General features: G+C 68.9%; 11 protein-coding genes. 6 read left to right on the top strand and 5 right to left on the bottom strand.

Translation table 11 applies throughout. The features are described from left to right. Positions 1 to 163 precede the first annotated feature (163 nt). The gene (locus OG788_RS43310; protein ID WP_406376367.1) at positions 164 to 2341 is read left to right on the top strand and encodes an FUSC family protein; all 2178 of its coding nucleotides are present in this window, start codon (positions 164 to 166) and stop codon (positions 2339 to 2341) included. A 279-nt stretch (positions 2342 to 2620) separates the two neighbouring features. Here the strand turns inward: OG788_RS43310 and OG788_RS43305 are convergent, their stop codons facing one another. Beyond that, entirely contained in the window at positions 2621 to 3379 is a 759-nt protein-coding gene (locus tag OG788_RS43305) for a hypothetical protein (RefSeq protein ID WP_406376366.1), read from the bottom strand. A 124-nt stretch (positions 3380 to 3503) separates the two neighbouring features. Between OG788_RS43305 and OG788_RS43300 the strand changes: the two genes are divergently transcribed. The 3 genes from OG788_RS43300 (at position 3504) to OG788_RS43290 (ending at position 6672) form a co-directional block, all read left to right on the top strand. Then, positions 3504 to 4148 carry a GNAT family N-acetyltransferase gene (locus OG788_RS43300; RefSeq protein WP_406376365.1) on the top strand — a complete coding sequence of 215 codons (645 nt, stop codon included), beginning with the start codon at positions 3504 to 3506 and terminating at the stop codon, positions 4146 to 4148. Between the two features lie 122 nt (positions 4149 to 4270). Next, the gene (thpR, locus tag OG788_RS43295) at positions 4271 to 4867 is read left to right on the top strand and encodes an RNA 2',3'-cyclic phosphodiesterase (RefSeq protein WP_406376364.1); all 597 of its coding nucleotides are present in this window, start codon (positions 4271 to 4273) and stop codon (positions 4865 to 4867) included. A 281-nt stretch (positions 4868 to 5148) separates the two neighbouring features. After that, positions 5149 to 6672, top strand: a complete 1524-nt coding sequence (locus OG788_RS43290) for a hypothetical protein (RefSeq protein ID WP_406376363.1) — start codon at positions 5149 to 5151, stop codon at positions 6670 to 6672. Here OG788_RS43290 and OG788_RS43285 read toward each other — a convergent pair. Beyond that, positions 6655 to 11022 carry a discoidin domain-containing protein gene (locus OG788_RS43285; RefSeq protein WP_406376362.1) on the bottom strand — a complete coding sequence of 1456 codons (4368 nt, stop codon included), beginning with the start codon at positions 11020 to 11022 and terminating at the stop codon, positions 6655 to 6657. The genes OG788_RS43290 and OG788_RS43285 overlap by 18 nt on opposite strands. Before the next feature lie 909 nt (positions 11023 to 11931). Here OG788_RS43285 and OG788_RS43280 point away from each other — a divergent pair. Then, the gene (locus OG788_RS43280) at positions 11932 to 12477 is read left to right on the top strand and encodes an RICIN domain-containing protein (protein WP_406376361.1); all 546 of its coding nucleotides are present in this window, start codon (positions 11932 to 11934) and stop codon (positions 12475 to 12477) included. Between the two features lie 482 nt (positions 12478 to 12959). On the opposite strand, the gene OG788_RS43275 is transcribed toward OG788_RS43280, so the two are convergent. Beyond that, positions 12960 to 13577 carry a CGNR zinc finger domain-containing protein gene (locus OG788_RS43275; protein ID WP_406376359.1) on the bottom strand — a complete coding sequence of 206 codons (618 nt, stop codon included), beginning with the start codon at positions 13575 to 13577 and terminating at the stop codon, positions 12960 to 12962. A 165-nt stretch (positions 13578 to 13742) separates the two neighbouring features. Here OG788_RS43275 and OG788_RS43270 point away from each other — a divergent pair, with 165 nt between their 5' ends. Next, the gene (locus tag OG788_RS43270) at positions 13743 to 14486 is read left to right on the top strand and encodes a metallophosphoesterase (protein WP_406376358.1); all 744 of its coding nucleotides are present in this window, start codon (positions 13743 to 13745) and stop codon (positions 14484 to 14486) included. Positions 14487 to 14584: 98 nt separating this feature from the next. On the opposite strand, the gene OG788_RS43265 is transcribed toward OG788_RS43270, so the two are convergent. Further along, positions 14585 to 15022: a cytidine deaminase gene (locus OG788_RS43265; protein WP_406376357.1), complete on the bottom strand. Its 438-nt coding sequence runs from the start codon at positions 15020 to 15022 to the stop codon at positions 14585 to 14587. 115 nt (positions 15023 to 15137) lie between these two features. Continuing rightward, positions 15138 to 15737, bottom strand: coding sequence for a DinB family protein (locus OG788_RS43260; protein WP_406376996.1), 600 nt, complete (start codon positions 15735 to 15737; stop codon positions 15138 to 15140). Positions 15738 to 15874: the final 137 nt, after the last annotated feature.

The raw sequence follows: 15874 nt of genomic DNA, 5'->3' as shown, positions 1-15874 counted from the left end.
GACGGCGGACGCTCAGGAGTGTCCGCAGTGGCTGCACCCCGTCCAGCCGCTGCGGCCGCCGGCCTGTTCGCGGGGCGTGTGGGAGGCTTCCCTGCCCGACGGTTGCCGCACCTCGAATCAGGCCGATGCGACCCGGCAGGGTCTTCCGGCTAGGCTCACACCCGTGACGTGGCTGCGGGCCTTCGGAGAGGTCGTGCGATCCGGGCTCACGATCGAGGAGACGCGGCTGGAGCCCCTGCTCGCGCTGCGCACGGCCGCTGGGGTGGCGATCGTCGTCGGGCCGGCGCTGTGGCTCGTCTCCCCTGCGTATGCCGCGTCCGCCGCCCTCGGTGCCTACTCCGCGGGTGGGGCCACCTTCCAGCGCACCTGGCGTCCACGCAAGGTGATCGCGCTCGGCGCGGGCGCGGGTCTGGCGCTCAGCACCTTCGTGGGCTACCTGGCGGCGGGGCGACTCGTGACGTTCCTCCCACTGCTGGCCGTATGGGCCTTTGTCGCGGGGATGGCGTGGGCCGTCGGATCGACCGCTGGGATCGTCGCAGCGACGACGGTCGGCAGCATGCTGGTGACCATCACCCTGCCCACGAGCGTCGGGCGAGCCCTGGAGCACGCCGGGGTCATCGCGCTCGGGGGCGTGGTGCAGGCCGTGCTGATCTTGCTGTTCCCGATCCGCCGTTGGGGGGCGCATCGTGACGCGCTCGCCGACGCCCTGGCCGCCGTGGCGGACTACGCCCGCCGGTTGCGGCACGACCCGACCGCCCCGTTCGACCCGGAGCCGTTGATGACGGCCCGGGACGCGGCCGCCGTGACGCCGTCACAGGCCCGTACCCGTCCCCCCGTCCTCCACGGCCCCCGAGGACTCGCCGAGCGCATTCGGCCGGTCGTCGCCGCGCTCGCCGACCCGGACGTCGGCGCCCCGGCGCAGGGACCCGGGAGGGACCGCGCGCGGGAGTTGCTCGACGCGGCCGCCGACGTCCTGGATGCGGCCGCTCGTTCGATCCGCCGCGGCACTCCCGCCGAGGTGCGGCCCGGGAGCACGGACGTCCTGCGTGTCGACGAGGAGCACGAGGTGCTGGAGGGGCCCGCGCGGCAGGCGGCCGAGCGGCTCGTGGAGCTGCTCGGCGAGGCGTTGGAGATCGCCGGGAGCGGCGGCGCACGCGGGAGGACGCCTACGCCGCCCGGCCCTGCCGGCGCCCAGTTCCTGGTGCGCCCGACAATGCTCCGACTGGTCCCGGTCGTCATCCGGGCGGTCCGCCGTGAGCTCCGGCGAGACTCGCCCGTGTTCCGGCACGCCGTCCGCCTGGCAGCGGTGGCCACGCTCGGCTACCTGATCGCCACCCGGCTGCCCCTGGGCCACGGCTACTGGGCGCCCATCGCCTCGGTGATGGTGATGCGCCCGGACTTCCACCGGACTTACGCGCGCGCGGTGGCCCGTTTCGCCGGGACCCTGGCAGGGGTCGCGCTCGCCACCGGGATGGTGCGGGCCCTGGGCCCGGACGCCCATGTGTTCGGCGCGCTGGCGGTGATCTCGGCAGGCCTGTCGTACACGCTGATCCGTACCGGCTACGCATACTCCCAGTGCTTCACTGCCGCATACGTCGTCTTCCTGCTCGGCATGGGCGGCCAGGCGTGGGAGCAGACGGTCCCGGAGCGGGTGGTGCTCACCCTGCTCGGCGGGGCCCTGGCAATGCTGGCCTACGTGGTGTTCCCCGCGTGGGAGACGCCCCGGCTGCCGGGCCGGCTCGCGGACTGGCTCGCCACCAACGGCCGCTACGCGGCCGCGGTGCTCCGCAACTACGCCGAACCGACCCGGGAGCATCACGCCGACATACGCAGGGCACTGCTGGCGAGCAGGGAGGCACGTGCCGCCTGGCAGGAGACATACGACCGGGCACGGCAGGAACCGGTCCGCCCCAGGGGTCTGACGTCGCGTGAGGCGGAGGAGGCGCAAGAGGCGCTGAAGGGGTTCGGCCGGGCGGCGATGCTCATGGAGAGCCACGTCCCGCGGGCCGACAGCCATCTAGTCCCCGAAGCGGAGCGGCTCGCCGAGGCCCTGGAGACGGACACCGCGAAGGCAGCAGTCGACGTGCGCGAGCACAGGAATCCAGACTGGGGGCGTGTGGAGGAGGCGCTTCACGCGTGGGAGGACGCTGCCGCCGGCAACCGGAACCCGGTCGTGCGGCGCGAGGCGGAACTGCAAAAGCGAGCCTTGGAAGACCTCGCGACGGCCGTGAGTCGCACACCCCTGGAACGGGACGTCGGCTCTGCTCGCGAGGAGCAGCGAGTGCGGGCTGCCGTGGCGGCGGAAGGTGACGGATCGGGCACCGCGCACCGGGGTGGGTGACGAAGTCGGCCATGGGGAGCGCCGCGCCTCCTGGAGCGGCAAGTAGTCTCCCGGCCGCGTCGGGCGCCGCCACACGTACGCCGCTGTCGCCACGCGGACTTCGGGCCGGGACCCGGACGGCTTGGATTCGGCGACGGTCATCACGATTCCTCTCCAGCGTGCGGCGGGGGCTCGTGGCGGCCCCGGCCCCTGCGGATCATCCACCGGGGCCGGATGCGGCACCAGCGATTTACGAGGGGCCGGCGAGCGAACCCTGCGCGGCCACCGCCGCCCCGGATATCAGGGGCGTGTGGCGGGGGCGGTACGGGCCGCGGGAGCCTGCGGGAAGTTGGCGGCGGCCACGACCACGGGCGGCCGTACGTAGCCGCCGATGCTCTCCACGCGGACGACGAGCGCCAGAGGTGACTTCGTGTCGTACGCCTTGGCCAGCGCGCGGATCTCACCGCGGGCGAACAGCTGGGTCGCACCCGAGGTGGCCAGCAGAGCGCACCCCGCGATCATCACGAGGCGGCTCCGGGCCGCGAAGGGATTGCGGGCCAGCAGGACGATGGCGTGGTCCACGAGTGTCGACCGGTCGAGGTCGGACTCGCCGTACTCCTCGCCGGTCTCCACGCAGACGATGCGATAGTCCGTGGGAAACTGCCGGAACTCGTAGGGGGCGTCGAGCCGGTCGGCCATCAACCGCCAGACGTCGTTGTGCAACGGTCCGCCGATGACGACCAGGTTCTCCTCGGCATCCGATGCCATGGCGAAGGCCCTGGCCCTGACCGTTGCCGCCTCGTGCAACCGCAGGTCCTGGGAGAGGAACTGCCGTAGGTTCATGGCCGCCAGGGCATCGGTTTCCGGGATCTTCGGATACGCGGACGACGCTCCGCCCGACTCGCCGACGACCATCACCAGGCGCCTGTCGCGGTCCAGCCGCCACACACGCCCCGCCGGCAGCCTGGTCCGGTAGTAGTGCACGAGAGCGCGGCCGAGCCAGCCCACGGCGAACGCCAGCAGCGAGGCCACGAGATTGACCGTCAGATCCTGTCGCACGAACGGCTCCCCCGCCCTCGTCTGCGTGTCAACGAGCAGTCTGCACTACGGAATTGGCGAGCGCGAAGTGGCCCGTGGTCCAATCGACTGGTCCACCGGTCCCGGTGATCGATAGCCTCCGTCCGTGATCGAAGACATGGCTGGGGCTGTGGATGCGCGCCTTACCGGGGAGCAACTGCAGGACGGGGAAACGGAATCGCCTCGCGAGGTTTGCTGGCGGGGTAAGGGCGTCGCGTTCGCGCCGCTCGACGTCGACGACGCGGAGCTGATCCAGGTCTGGCGCTCCGACCCCGTGGCTGCCCACGAGATCGGCATGTGGCCGCGTTCCCTCTCCGCCGTGCGCGAGCGCATCGAGCACGACCGCGACGAGCACGACCGCGACGACTTCCTCGTCCTGCTTCCCGACGGCACGCCGATCGGCCACATCGCCCTGACGGACCAGGACATGGTCGACGGTACAGCCGAGATCATGCTGATGCTGGACTCCGACCACAGGGGCAAGGGCCATGGCACGGACGCCGTTGACGCACTCGTCGACCTCGCCTTCGGTGAACTCCCCATGCACCGCGTCCAGGCGGTCACGCACACCACCAATACCGGGGCTCTCGGCGTCCTGGCCAGGGCCGGGTTCGTCCAGGAGGGAGTGCGCCGCTCCGCCTGCCTGCACCGGGGCCACCGGTACGACGTCGCGGTGCTGGCCCTGCTCCGGGACGAGTGGCAGGCGCTCAACCGACCCCGGTCCTGGGACGTGCTGATCACCGGCCGGTGACCCCGCCGCTCGCATGGTCTCCGCGGGCCGGTCGTGGCCGCCTCGGCATCGCGCCCCCGAACGGCTCTCCGGCAGCACTTCGGCCTTCGCATCGGCTGCCCAGGTGCGGTACGAAGGCTCGTGTGAACGATCAGACCCAGCCCTTGTCCGTGCGCGTGTTCATCGCCCTCGCCCCACCGGACCACGCGAAAGAGGAATTGGCCCGGCAACTGCGCCCCGCTTACGAGGCATTCCCGCACATGCGGTGGAACCGCATCGAGGACTGGCACATCACCCTGGCGTTCCTGGGGGAACTGCCGGTGGAGACGGTTCCGCTCCTGCGACCGCCTCTCGCCGCCCTCGCAGCGGACGACCGACCCCTCAGTCTGGCACTGCGCGGCGGCGGTACCTTCGACGACCGCGTGCTGTGGAGCGGCATCGACGGAGACCTCGATGAGCTGCACAGGCTCGCAGCCGACGTGCGTAACGCCGTCAAGAGCTGCGGGATCGTCTTCGAGGACCGGCCGCTTCGCCCCCATCTGACGTTGGCCCGTGCCCGCAGAGGAGACCGGTCCTCGGCAGGAGAGATCGCCCAAGGGCTGGCCGAATTCGCCGGCCGGCGATGGGCGGCCGAACGTCTGCATCTGGTCGGCAGCAACTTCGGCCGTAGTCCCGGACCGATCCACTACCGCGACATCGAGGCCTGGACGTTCGGCACCGGGAAATCCCCCGCGTCCTGAACGAACCGGCCGCGTAGGGGGAACAGAAGTCCTCGCGCGGCAGACGCCCGGCCCGCACCGGGGCATGTCTCTGCCGGCCTGTGCCGACCGTCAGCACCTCTCGCGGGCCCGACAACACTCCGAAGGGATCAGTAGGTCGGGCACCACCCGGGTAGCCTTCCCGGCGACGCGGCCAGGGGGAGGCAGGAGTGCGGGCAGGGGATCTGACTCCGGTGGAACTACGGGTTCGGGATGCGTTCTCCCGTGGCGAGAGGCTGGACCTGCGAATCGGCGATCCGGAAGTGGACGACCCGGCCGCCGGCGACGGATGGGGGCCCGAGCGTGTGGTCAGGGGCGCTGCCCTCACATGGTTGCTGCTCGACGGCGGTACTGCCGAACCGGGCCATGTCCCCGCGTTACGCCTTGCCGGCGCACGGATCGACGGATCACTGGAACTCGACTACGCGGAGATCCCGTACCGCGTCACCATGGATGCCTGCGACTTCCGAGGCCGGATCACCCTGTACAGCGCACGCACCCGCCAGTTCAGCCTGAAGCACTGCCGCCTTGTCCGCTTCTACGCCGCCAATGCGTCCGTCGACGGCACTCTCAGAGTGCATCGTTGTCAGCTGGACGGTCTGCTGAAGCTGGACGGCACGCACATCACCGGCGTCCTCGATCTCGATGGAAGTGTGCTGACCAACTCCGACGGTCCCTCCCTGGCCGCCGACCGGCTTCAGGTGGACGACCACATACGGATGCGCCACGGATTCACCGCTGAGGGTGAGGTGACCCTGCGCGGGGCTCACGTCGGCGGTGACCTCGACATGAGTGACTCTCGGTTGTCGAACCCCGGAAATGTGGCGCTGACGGTCGCGCAGATGCATGTCGAGGGCGACGTGTTGTGCGACCGGATCAAGACGGTGGGCCAGGTCGACTTCGCGGGCGCCAAAGTCATGGGAGTCGTTCGCTTCTGGGGCGCGCAGCTGAGCAACCCGGGCAGGAAGGCGCTGTACGGATACCACCTGGAGGTCGGCACGAGCCTGCACCTCAACAGCGGATTCTCGGCGGAAGGGAGCATCGAGCTCGCTGGAGCCAGGGTCACTGGCCGGATCACGCTGGAGGAGGCGCGGATCATGGCTCCCGGCGGCGTGGCGCTGGCCCTGCCGCATGCCCAGGCGGAAGAGGTGGATCTGCGGATGGCGCAGCGGCCACAGGGCCTCGTCGACCTCCGTCACGCGGTGCTGGGAATCATCCGCGACGGATGGGCGAGCTGGCCGGACGAGCTGAAGCTCGACGGTCTTCGCTACGACCGGTTCGAGAACCCGCTGCCCCCTGGGCAGCGCGTCCGTTGGCTGCTCCGCGACGGGTCGGGATACACCCCGCAGCCCTTCGAACAACTGGCCCTCACGTACCGCTCGTTGGGCCACGAGGACGAGGCGCGCACGGTTTCGCTGCTCAAGGAACGTCTCCGCCGAAAGACCCTGCCACGGCCGGCTCAGGTCTGGGGAGTCGTTCAGGACATCACCGTGGGCTACGGCTATCGACCGATGCGCGCGGTGTTCTGGCTGTTGGCCCTGCTGGTGCTCGGCTCTGTCGTCTTCACCGTCCAGCGGCCCACCCGAGCCGGCTCCGGTGGTACCGAGGTCTTCAATCCAGTGATCTTCACCCTCGACGTTCTGCTCCCCGTCATCGGGCTCGGACAAGGAACGGCGTTCACCCCCACGCCTGGCACTCAGTGGATCGGCTATCTGCTGACCGCCTCGGGGTGGATCCTCGCGACGACGATAGTCACCGGCGTCACACGTTCACTCAACCGACGGTGATCGAGCGTCGCACGACGGCGCGGGGCCGCCCTCGCGGAGGGCGGCCCCGTACTGTTCAGTGCCGTTCGGAACGTACTCGATATTGATCTTGAAGGTGCTGGTCCTGTTGCGGATGTCCTCGGCGTTGCCGCTCATCCGCAGGTTGCGGAAGGTGGCTTCACCGACGGCCGGGCCCTGGCCGGGCTCCGGTAGTTCGTTCGCCCAGACGCCGAATCCGGACTTGGCGTCGAAGGCGTCTCCGCTCTTCTTGGAGTTGGTGATGGAGATGTCGGTGAAGATGGTGTCCTTCACCGGGAACTGGGCTTGGCCACCGGAGTAGTTGGTCTGGAACATGACGCCTCCGTAGGTGGAGTCGTCGATGTCGACGTCGTTGACCCGGATGCCCTGGAAGACCTTGGAGGCGGAGAACGCCCAGATGGCGGGGAAGACCTGCGAGCCCCAGAAGTGGCCGCCCGTTCTTTCCAGGGAGACGTTCTCGATCGTCGTGGGCTCGGTCCCGAAGCCGTTCATCGGGTAGCCGAAGTCCAGTGAGGAGATCGTGATGCCGGAGTAGACCAGGGTGTCGGCGACGCGGATGTTGCGGAAGGTGTTGTTGTAGCCGCCGTAGACGGCGATGCCGGCCGCTCTCCAGGTGAGCGTCGACGTCAGGTTCTCGTAGAGGTTGTTCTTCTCGTCTGCGCCGCCGGCGTCGATCGCCGAGAAGAGGGCGAAGCTGTCGTCGCCCGTGGCGCGGGCGTCGTTGTTGACCACGTGGTTGTCCGTGGATCCGTTCGTCATGTTGATGCCGTCGGCGAACGTGTCCCGGATGCGGGTGTTCTTGATGGTCATGCTGTCGGTGTTGGCGCCCCAGTAGAGGCAGACCATGTGCTCGACCCAGACGTCGTCGATGGTGATGTCGGAGACGTTGGAGAAGTCGAACACCTTGCCCGGGCCGTCGATCCGGGATGTGTAGTTGCCGAAGTAGGCGAAGCCGCCGAAGGTCGAGCCCTTGGCGCTGGCCTCGGCCCGGAAGCCGACATCGGTGTTCTCCTGCGAAGCGGGGGCACGGAAGCGGGTGAACCACGGCCCGGCTCCGACGACCTTGACCGCCTTGCCGTACACCTGGAACTTGCTGGAGGTCTCGTAGTCGCCTGCCGGCAGGTAGACGCCGATGAGCTTGCCCGTCGTGTCCATGCGGACCTTGTCGAGCGCGTTCTGCACGTCCTGGTGCGTGAAGCCGGTCGGGACCGCGTACGCGGCCGGGTCCGGGTTCGGGGCAGCCGTGGCCTGCTCGGTGTTGACGAAGTCGATGGCGTAGGTGGAGCTGTTGGCGGTGTCCTTCTGGAGTCGGATCTTGGAACCGGCCTGAACGGTCTTGCCGAGCAGCAGGTTCGCCTCGTCGTAGATGTGGCGCGGTGCACCGGAGCCGGGCGAGTTGCCGGGCGCGGTCTCGTTGCCGTAGAGCCAGGCGTACTTGGAGGTCAGGTCGATCGCCTTGAGGAACTGGCCGTCCACGTAGACGTTGAGCGTCGTGTCGGTGCCGTCAGGGATCGAGAAGCGCGTCACCAGGCTGTTGGTCGCCGCGCGGGTGGTCCACTCGACGTACTGTCCGGTCCCGGTGAGGGTCACCGCCTTGCGGCCGCTCGCCTCACCGGCGACGTCGCCGATGGTCCGGTTCGGGCCGACGACCTTGGCGCCGCCTCCGACCGTGCCGTCCTCGGCCTCGTACATGTCGTACGGCATGTCCGCGCCGCGGCCGACGAACAGGGCCTGGGTGGTGGTGTTGTTGGGCCGCTTGACCGGGAGTTCGTTGGCGTCGTCGGCGAGGACCGTCTTGACGGTGTACTTGCCGTTGACGGCCGTCCACGAACCGAGGCTGACGGGAGCGGTGGTCTGGCCCGCCGCGATGGCGCCGCTGTAGGAGCCGGAAAGCGTTCTGACGGTGGCGCCCTTGGAGTCCTGGACCGTCAGCGTGACGCCGTGGGCACCGGACGCCGAGGCGATCGATCCCTGGTTCTTGATCGCGACGGTGAACTTGACGTCGTCGCCGGCGGAGGCGCTGGTGGGAGTCCAGGAGACCGGTGCGGCGATCAGGTCGGAGCTGGAGACGGGCTTGACGACGAGAGCGTCGGAGCGGGTGAAGGAGTTGTTCGCCTCGTTCTGCTCGATGACCTTGTTCGACGGATCCACGGCGGCACCGACCGGGTAACTGCCCGCGTCGCGGGTCCCGATGCTCGCGCTGACCGTCTTCGACTCACCGGCCGCGAGGGCCGGGACGTCCGCCGTGGCGGCCTTCGTACCGCCGAGCGTGAAGTTCAGGTCGGTGGCCTTGGCCGCCTTGCTGCCGCTGTTGGTGACGGTCGCGGTGAGACTGATGGCGTCCGACTCGACCGGGGCGGCGGGCGTGTTGGTGATGCCGGTGACCTGGAGGTCCGGGTTGGCGGACGGGGTGCCGATCACCTGGAACTCGGCGACCTGCCCGCCCGGGGCACCGGAGTTGGCGGTGAACTTGAGCTGGATGTCGGCGGCGGCACCGGAGACGGGGATGGTTACGGTGTTGCCGCTGCCGGGCGAGAAGGTGTAGTCCTTCGCCGCGGCGAGGCTGGTGAAGGCCGTGGTGTCCTGGTCGCGGCCGAGTACCTGGATGTTCTGCGTGCGCGTCGACCAGGCGGCGTCCGGATTGAGCTTGACGACAACCTGGTTCAGATCGGCGTTGGCACCGAGCTTGGTGGTGAGGGTGGCCGGGTAGGCACCGCCCGCACTCTCCCAATAGGTGCTGCTGAGACCGTCGTTCGCGTTGGTCGCGACGAATGTGAAGGTGGACGAGGACGCCTCGATGGGCTTGCCCTGGGCGAGGTTGGAGCCGGGACCGGTCGGTGAGCCGGGCCGGGTGACGCTGTTGCTCGCCGTGGACACGTTCCCGGCCGCGTCCTTCGCCTTCACGTAGTAGGTGACCGTGGTCGCGGCCGACGGGGTGTCGGTGTACGTCGTGACGTCGCCCGCCACGGACTTGACGAGCTGGTCGTTGCCGTAGACGTCGTAGCCGGTGACCTTCACGTTGTCGCTCGACGCCTGCCAGGTGAGCTTCACGTCGCCGCCGGTCTGCGTGTAGGCGAGGTTGCCGGGCGCCGTGGGGGCCTGGGTGTCTCCGCCCGAGCCCTGGCGGGTGACGCTGTTGCTGTTGGAGGAGACGTTGCCCGCGGCGTCCTTGGCCCGCACGAAGTACGTGATGTCGCTGCCGGCCGGCTGCGTGTCGGTATAGGTCAGCACGTTCCCGGCGACGCTCGCCCGCAGTTGGCCGTTGGCGTAGATGTCGTACCCGGTGACGGCCGTGTCGTCGCTCGCGGCGTTCCAGGTCAGCTTGATCTGCCCGGTGCCCGGCTCTGTGTAGGCCAGGTTCGACGGCGCGGTGGGCGCCTGGGTGTCACCACTCACCGGGCCGTAGACCTCGAGCTCGGACAACTGCCCGGCGGGCCAACCGGTGTTGGCGGTGATCAGCGCGCGCACGTAACGCGTCGTGGTGGTGTCGAAGCTGATGGTCGCCGACTGGTCGTTGCCGCTGTCGAAGGTGTACGCCTTCGAGGTCGTCAGGTCCGTGAAGTTCTGGTTGTCGGTGGAGCCCTGGATCTTGAGTGTCTGGCTGCGGCTCGGCCACCCTCCGGGCAGCCGCAAGGCCACCTGGTTCACCTTGACCGATGATCCGAGATCGACCTGGATCCACTGCGGGAACGCGTTGTTCTTGCTCTCCCAGTAGGTGGCGCGGTTGCCGTCACCGGCGTTGGCGGCGACGTACACGTCGGCGTGCCCGCTCTCGCTGAAGGGCTTGCCCTGGGCGAGATTGGGGGTCGACGCGGCGGTCGTCAGGACCTGCATCTCGGCGAGCTGGGCGGTGGCGGCGACCGAGTTCTTGCTGAAGTCGGCGCGTACGTACCGGGCCAGGGTCGCCGGGAAGGAGACGTTCACCGTGTTGCCGTTGCCGGGGCTGAACACGTACTGCGCCGACGACTTGAGCGTGGCGAAGCTCTTGCCGTCGGCGCTGCCCTGCAGCGCCAGTGTCTGCTTGCGGGTCTGCCAGTCCTGGGGAAGGCGCAGCACGACCTGGCGAACGCGCCGGGTCCGCCCGAGGTCGGTCTGCACCCACTGGGCCGACTTCTTTCCGGCCTGCCAGTAGGTGTCGGCGTCGCCGTCGGTGACGTTGGCGGCCGTGTGTGCGCCGCGGGCGCTTCCGGCCTTGGTCGCGGCGTCCGCGGCGGCGTCGGGACCGCCGGCCGCGTGGGCGCCGATGGCGGGCACGCCCAGAACCATGACGGCGGAGGCGAGCGCAGCGGTCGCTGCGCGCCGTCTCCAGGATCTCGGCTTGTGTCGAATCATGCGGGGTCACTCCCTGCGGAGGTTCGCGCGCCGGAGGGGGCGGCGAGGTCGGCTCGTTCCTGGGCAGAGCGGTGGCGCGGTACGACAGAGCGGCAGGAGCTGTCTGCACAGACCTGCAAGACTTCCGAAAGGGGATCGTGCGCAGCTTCTTGCGTTGTTTCATCGCAATATTGCAGAGCAGTACGAGTCCGTCTACGGTCAGTGCGGCACAAGTTTCACCTCAACACCCGCGTCCTCAGCGGTGAAGGCATAGCGCGCGCAGCCTCCAGACCGACGAACCGGCGATGCACGAGGCTCGAAGGACCAACCGAAGCAGACGGGACGCCGCCGAAGCACCGCTCCCCCGGACGCAATCTCCTTACTCCGCCCACCGAATGCCTCTCGTCGCCCATGCGGAGGCGAGCTTCGCCCGCGCCGGCACCTCGTGGCCTCAGTCCCGCAACACGCCTATCCAGACCTTGCGTCCCGCAATGCAAGCGAACGCAAGTCACGCAACTTTTTGCGCTCCCATGCTTCACTACTGACCGGCGTTCCGGTTCGTTGCCCGCTCGCGGAGTCGGTCGACCACGAGGCCACGCTCACGATCGCCTCACGCACCCTGTACATCAGTTGCCTCTGCCCGATCGCCGAGTACCGGCCCGGCCGGCCAAGGAAGCCGAAGGGGGTGCCCCCTGGGTGCGGTCCACCCCGACCCGGACGGCGTGGACGAGGGCTTTGGTACGGGTCGCTGCCGAGTGCTCGCCGGGGAGAGGAGCGGAGGAATCGGTTCCGCCAACCCGGCCGGGCCCGCGCGACCTGTCACGGCCCAAGTGGGCGGTGTAGAAGATCAGTTACGTCGCAAACTTATGCGATCATGAGCGGCGATTTCCGGCTGCTCGCCGGATTCTCCCTATTCGATTGCAGAGGACCATGAAGCCCACCGCGTTCGTCCGTGCCTGGCACGGCCTGCTTGTTCTTGCCGCCTCCCTCGGTCTCGTCTTCGGCCTCTCGGCCGTTCCGGCCCAGGCCGCGCCGTCCCTCGATTACCTGTCCACTGTCGAGATCCGCGCGGAGCACTCCGGCCAGTGTCTTGAGGTGGCGGACTGGAGCACGGCGAACGGCGCGGCCGTCCGCCAGTGGCCCTGCACCGGTGGCGACAACCAGAAATGGCACCGCTACTCCTCGACGGACATGCCCGGCGAGTCGTACTTCTACGTGAACGCCAACAGCGGCAAGTGCCTGGAGATCGGCGGCTGGGGGCGCAACAACGGTGCGACCGCCAACCAGTGGGACTGCCACTACGGCCTCAACCAGCTCTTCTACGGCCAGTCCGGTTTCGCCATGGACTACACGTACGTTCAGCACAAGTGCCTGGAGATAGCCGACTGGAGCACGCAGGCGGGCGCCCCCGCGCGGCTGTGGACGTGCCACTACGGTGCCAACCAGAGCTTCAGCATCAAGGCCGTGGACTGGTAAGCCCCTGGGCGGGCGTCGGGCGGCTGTCCGACGCCCGCCCGTTCACGCGGATGAACAGCCTGCCGCGCGGGCAGGCACCTGCCAGACTCCAGGGACCGACGCTCATCCAGCAGCCGTTCGTAGATCCACTTCGCCGTATGGCGCTGCTTCCGCGGTGCGGTCAGATCGGTCGTGAGGATCTCGTCGATCGCCGGCCTGAAGAGGCCAGCCGCGTTTCCCGGTTGCATCTTCTTCCGCGGTTTCGGCAGCGCCGACACCAGTGCCCTCTCCACGGTCTCGTAGCCGACGCCGCACTCCGTACAACCGCACGCAGCGGCAGGCCGGCCTGCCGCTACCCGAACAGAAGGCTGCTGCCGACGACTTGGTTGTCGGCAGCAGCACCCCACACTCACGGCAGTACCGCCGAACCGCCCCACCCAAGGCCATAGCACCCGGGATCCAGACCACCGGATCTCCTCGCCAGAGAGATCTCAGACAGGCGCTCAGGACGGGACGGAACCGCCATCGGTAGCCGTGCGGTGACGCTGGTAGTGGCGAGCCGCTCGGGCACGGTTTCCGCACGACGGTTTGCACCACTCCTGCCGCCCATGGCTCTTCACGAAGTAGCGCACACAGCGGGGCGCGGCGCAGGCACGCAACTGCTCGCACTGCGGGCCGCTCAGAAAATCGATCGCGGCGCGGGCCAGCGCTGCCACGAGTCGGATCCTTTGATCGTGCTGCGCGGACAGCAGACGGGCCGTGGGAGTGCCGTCCGGTGGCCACTCCAGCTGCGGGACGACCGTTTCACGGGCGGCCACCGTGTTGAGGTGCGCCAATGCCTGGTCGGACGGCATCAGTTGACCGACCTCCACCGAGCTGGCGGGAGCGCGCCCGACGGCCCGGACGAACAGCGCCCGAACCGACTGCCGCAACGCGATGATCTCCATCCTGAGGTCCTCGTCCGCCGCCATCTCCCCAGCCGGGACATGACCGGCCAGCAGGTCGGCCTGCGCGTGAATCCAGCGGGTCGCTCCACGCGCCGTCGCGAGGTCGTCGGTGACGCCGCCGTCTCCGTCGTGGCGGATCGTGCTCGCCAGCTCCAGTGCCAGCCAGCGCTCCATCAGCATCCCCTTCTCTGCCTGGCCGCATACCCCCTTGAGGACATCCTCCCGCTCAGCCTAGAGTCTCTAACGGCAAACTGAAAATTTCCGTTAGAGACGAGGGGGACGACACCCCCGCCTCGGTGTGGAGCGGCGGCCCGAGCCGCCAGTGGGAGGGGACAGACGATGACGGTGCTGCTTGCACAGATCAGTGACCTGCACCTGGACGGCAGCGAGAGGGCCAGCCGGCGCGCCAGTCGTGTCATGGACTACCTGCGGGCCCTGCCACACCCGGTCGATGCCGTCCTGGTCACCGGGGACATCGCCGATCACGGGGAGGAAGCCGAATACGAGGAAGCGGCCCGGATTCTGACGGCCCCTTTCCCGGTGCTCACCTGCCCCGGCAACCATGACGTACGTCAGGCCTACCGCAAGGCGCTGCTCGGCGAGGCGCCCGACCACGGGCCCGTCAATCGGATCCATCGCATCGCCGGGGCCGCCATCCTGATGTGCGACTCGACCATCCCGGGCCGGGACGAAGGACGCCTCGACGCGGAGACGCTCGACTGGATCGATGCCCAGCTCACCGGACTCCCCCGGGACACCCCGGCGCTGATCGCCTTCCACCAGCCGCCGGTAGAGCTCCACCACCCTCTGCCCGACTCCGGAATGCTCGAACAGCCCGGCCGACTTGCCGCCTTGCTGGAGGCACACCCTCAAGTGGTCGCCGTCCTGACGGGACACGCCCACACAGCCGCCGCCTCGACCTTCGCCGCCCGTCCCCTGATCGTCGGACCGGCCATCACCTGGACCCTGCGCATGCCCTGGGAGGGCGACCAGCCGGCGGACCGCGACCAGCCGCCCGGCGTCGCCTTCCACATCCTGGGCGACGACCGGCGCCTGACCACGCACTACCGCGTCGTGCTCTGACCTCACCTGCCGCCGGCCCTCTGGCCATCGCGGCCCGCCCCCGCGCGCTCCTCGAGTTGTTCTCGCCGGCGGCCGCTCCCAGCCCGCGCATCTCGGCGTCAGCTCGTGCCGAGCGGTGTGCTCTCCTCAGTGGCGAGCTGATGGTCCGCCCAGACGTAGCCTTCGGGAAGCAGGTCGGTGACGGGCACCATCCGGAGGCCTTCCTTCGTCCCGACAATGACCTCGAGTGCTGGGAAGTAGTCAAGAAGTACCTGGCGGCAGCGGCCACATGGGGGCACGACCCCACGGTCGCGGTCCCCCACGGCGACAATGATGTCCAGCTCATAGGCGCCCTGGGCGGCAGCGGTCCCGATCAGGACGAGCTCCGCGCAGGGGCCGCCGGTGAAGTGATAGGCGTTCACCGCGGTGATGATCCCGCCGCCTCGGACGCGGGCCGCTGCCGCCATGGTGTGGTTGTCACCCCGGCAGCGTGTGGCCGCGACGTGCGCCGCCGCCCGGATCAGTTCGTGGTCGACGCGGTCGGTCTGTGTTGTCATCTTCTCTGCCACCTTCGCAGGGTCAGGTCGGGGGACGGTGGCCCTGTCGACGACAGAGAGCCGGCGCCGGTCGCCGACGGGGAAGTACCGCCGCAGTCACCGGGATCGGGCGGGTTCAGCGGTTGCCGACCTCTCGCGCGACCTGCTCCAATCGGCTCCGGTACTCCTTCCACCATTCCTCATCGCCTGACGGCACATTCTCCTTGCCCTGCAACCATCCGACGGACCCGTCCATGAGTTCGCGCAGGACATCGGCGTGGCCGGCGTGCCGGTGGGTATCGGCGATCACGCGAACGGCGACGTGGTGCAGGGTCACCTCTCGTTGTTCCTCGGGCCACCACGGAACGTGGCCGATCGTGTCCAGGGCCAGCGTCTCGATCGTGCTGTTGGTGTGCTCCCATGCCTGCCGGTACAGCCCCACGATCTGTTCACGCGACTCGTCCGCGGTGGCCCACATGTCCGCGTTCGACTCGGCGTCCTCCGTGTACCACCATTGCGGAGGCTCCGCGTCGAAATACGGCCGCCCGAACGTGTCGCCGAAGTAGGCCAACTCCACCCCCGTGACGTGCTTGACCAGCCCCAACAAATTGGTGCCGGTCGGCGTGAAAGGGCGGCGGATGTCGTACTCGGAGAGACCCTCCAGCTTCCACAGCAAGGCATCGCGAGCATCCTGCAGGTACCGGAGAAGGTCCGCTTTCGCATTCGATTCGACCATGCCCGGCAGTTTCCCACCCGCCACTGACAGCCGGCCACCGCCGCACACTCCTGCCTTGTCCTCCTGCGCGCCCGTGCCCTGTTCACGGAAGGCTCGGCCGGTCGCACCACTACCTTGGGCGGCGTCTCCCCAGCCCC

The sequence above is a fragment of the Streptomyces sp. NBC_00647 genome, from assembly GCF_045207245.1.
GTDB lineage: Bacteria > Actinomycetota > Actinomycetes > Streptomycetales > Streptomycetaceae > Streptomyces.
This window is presented reverse-complemented; position numbering and strand designations above follow the sequence as displayed.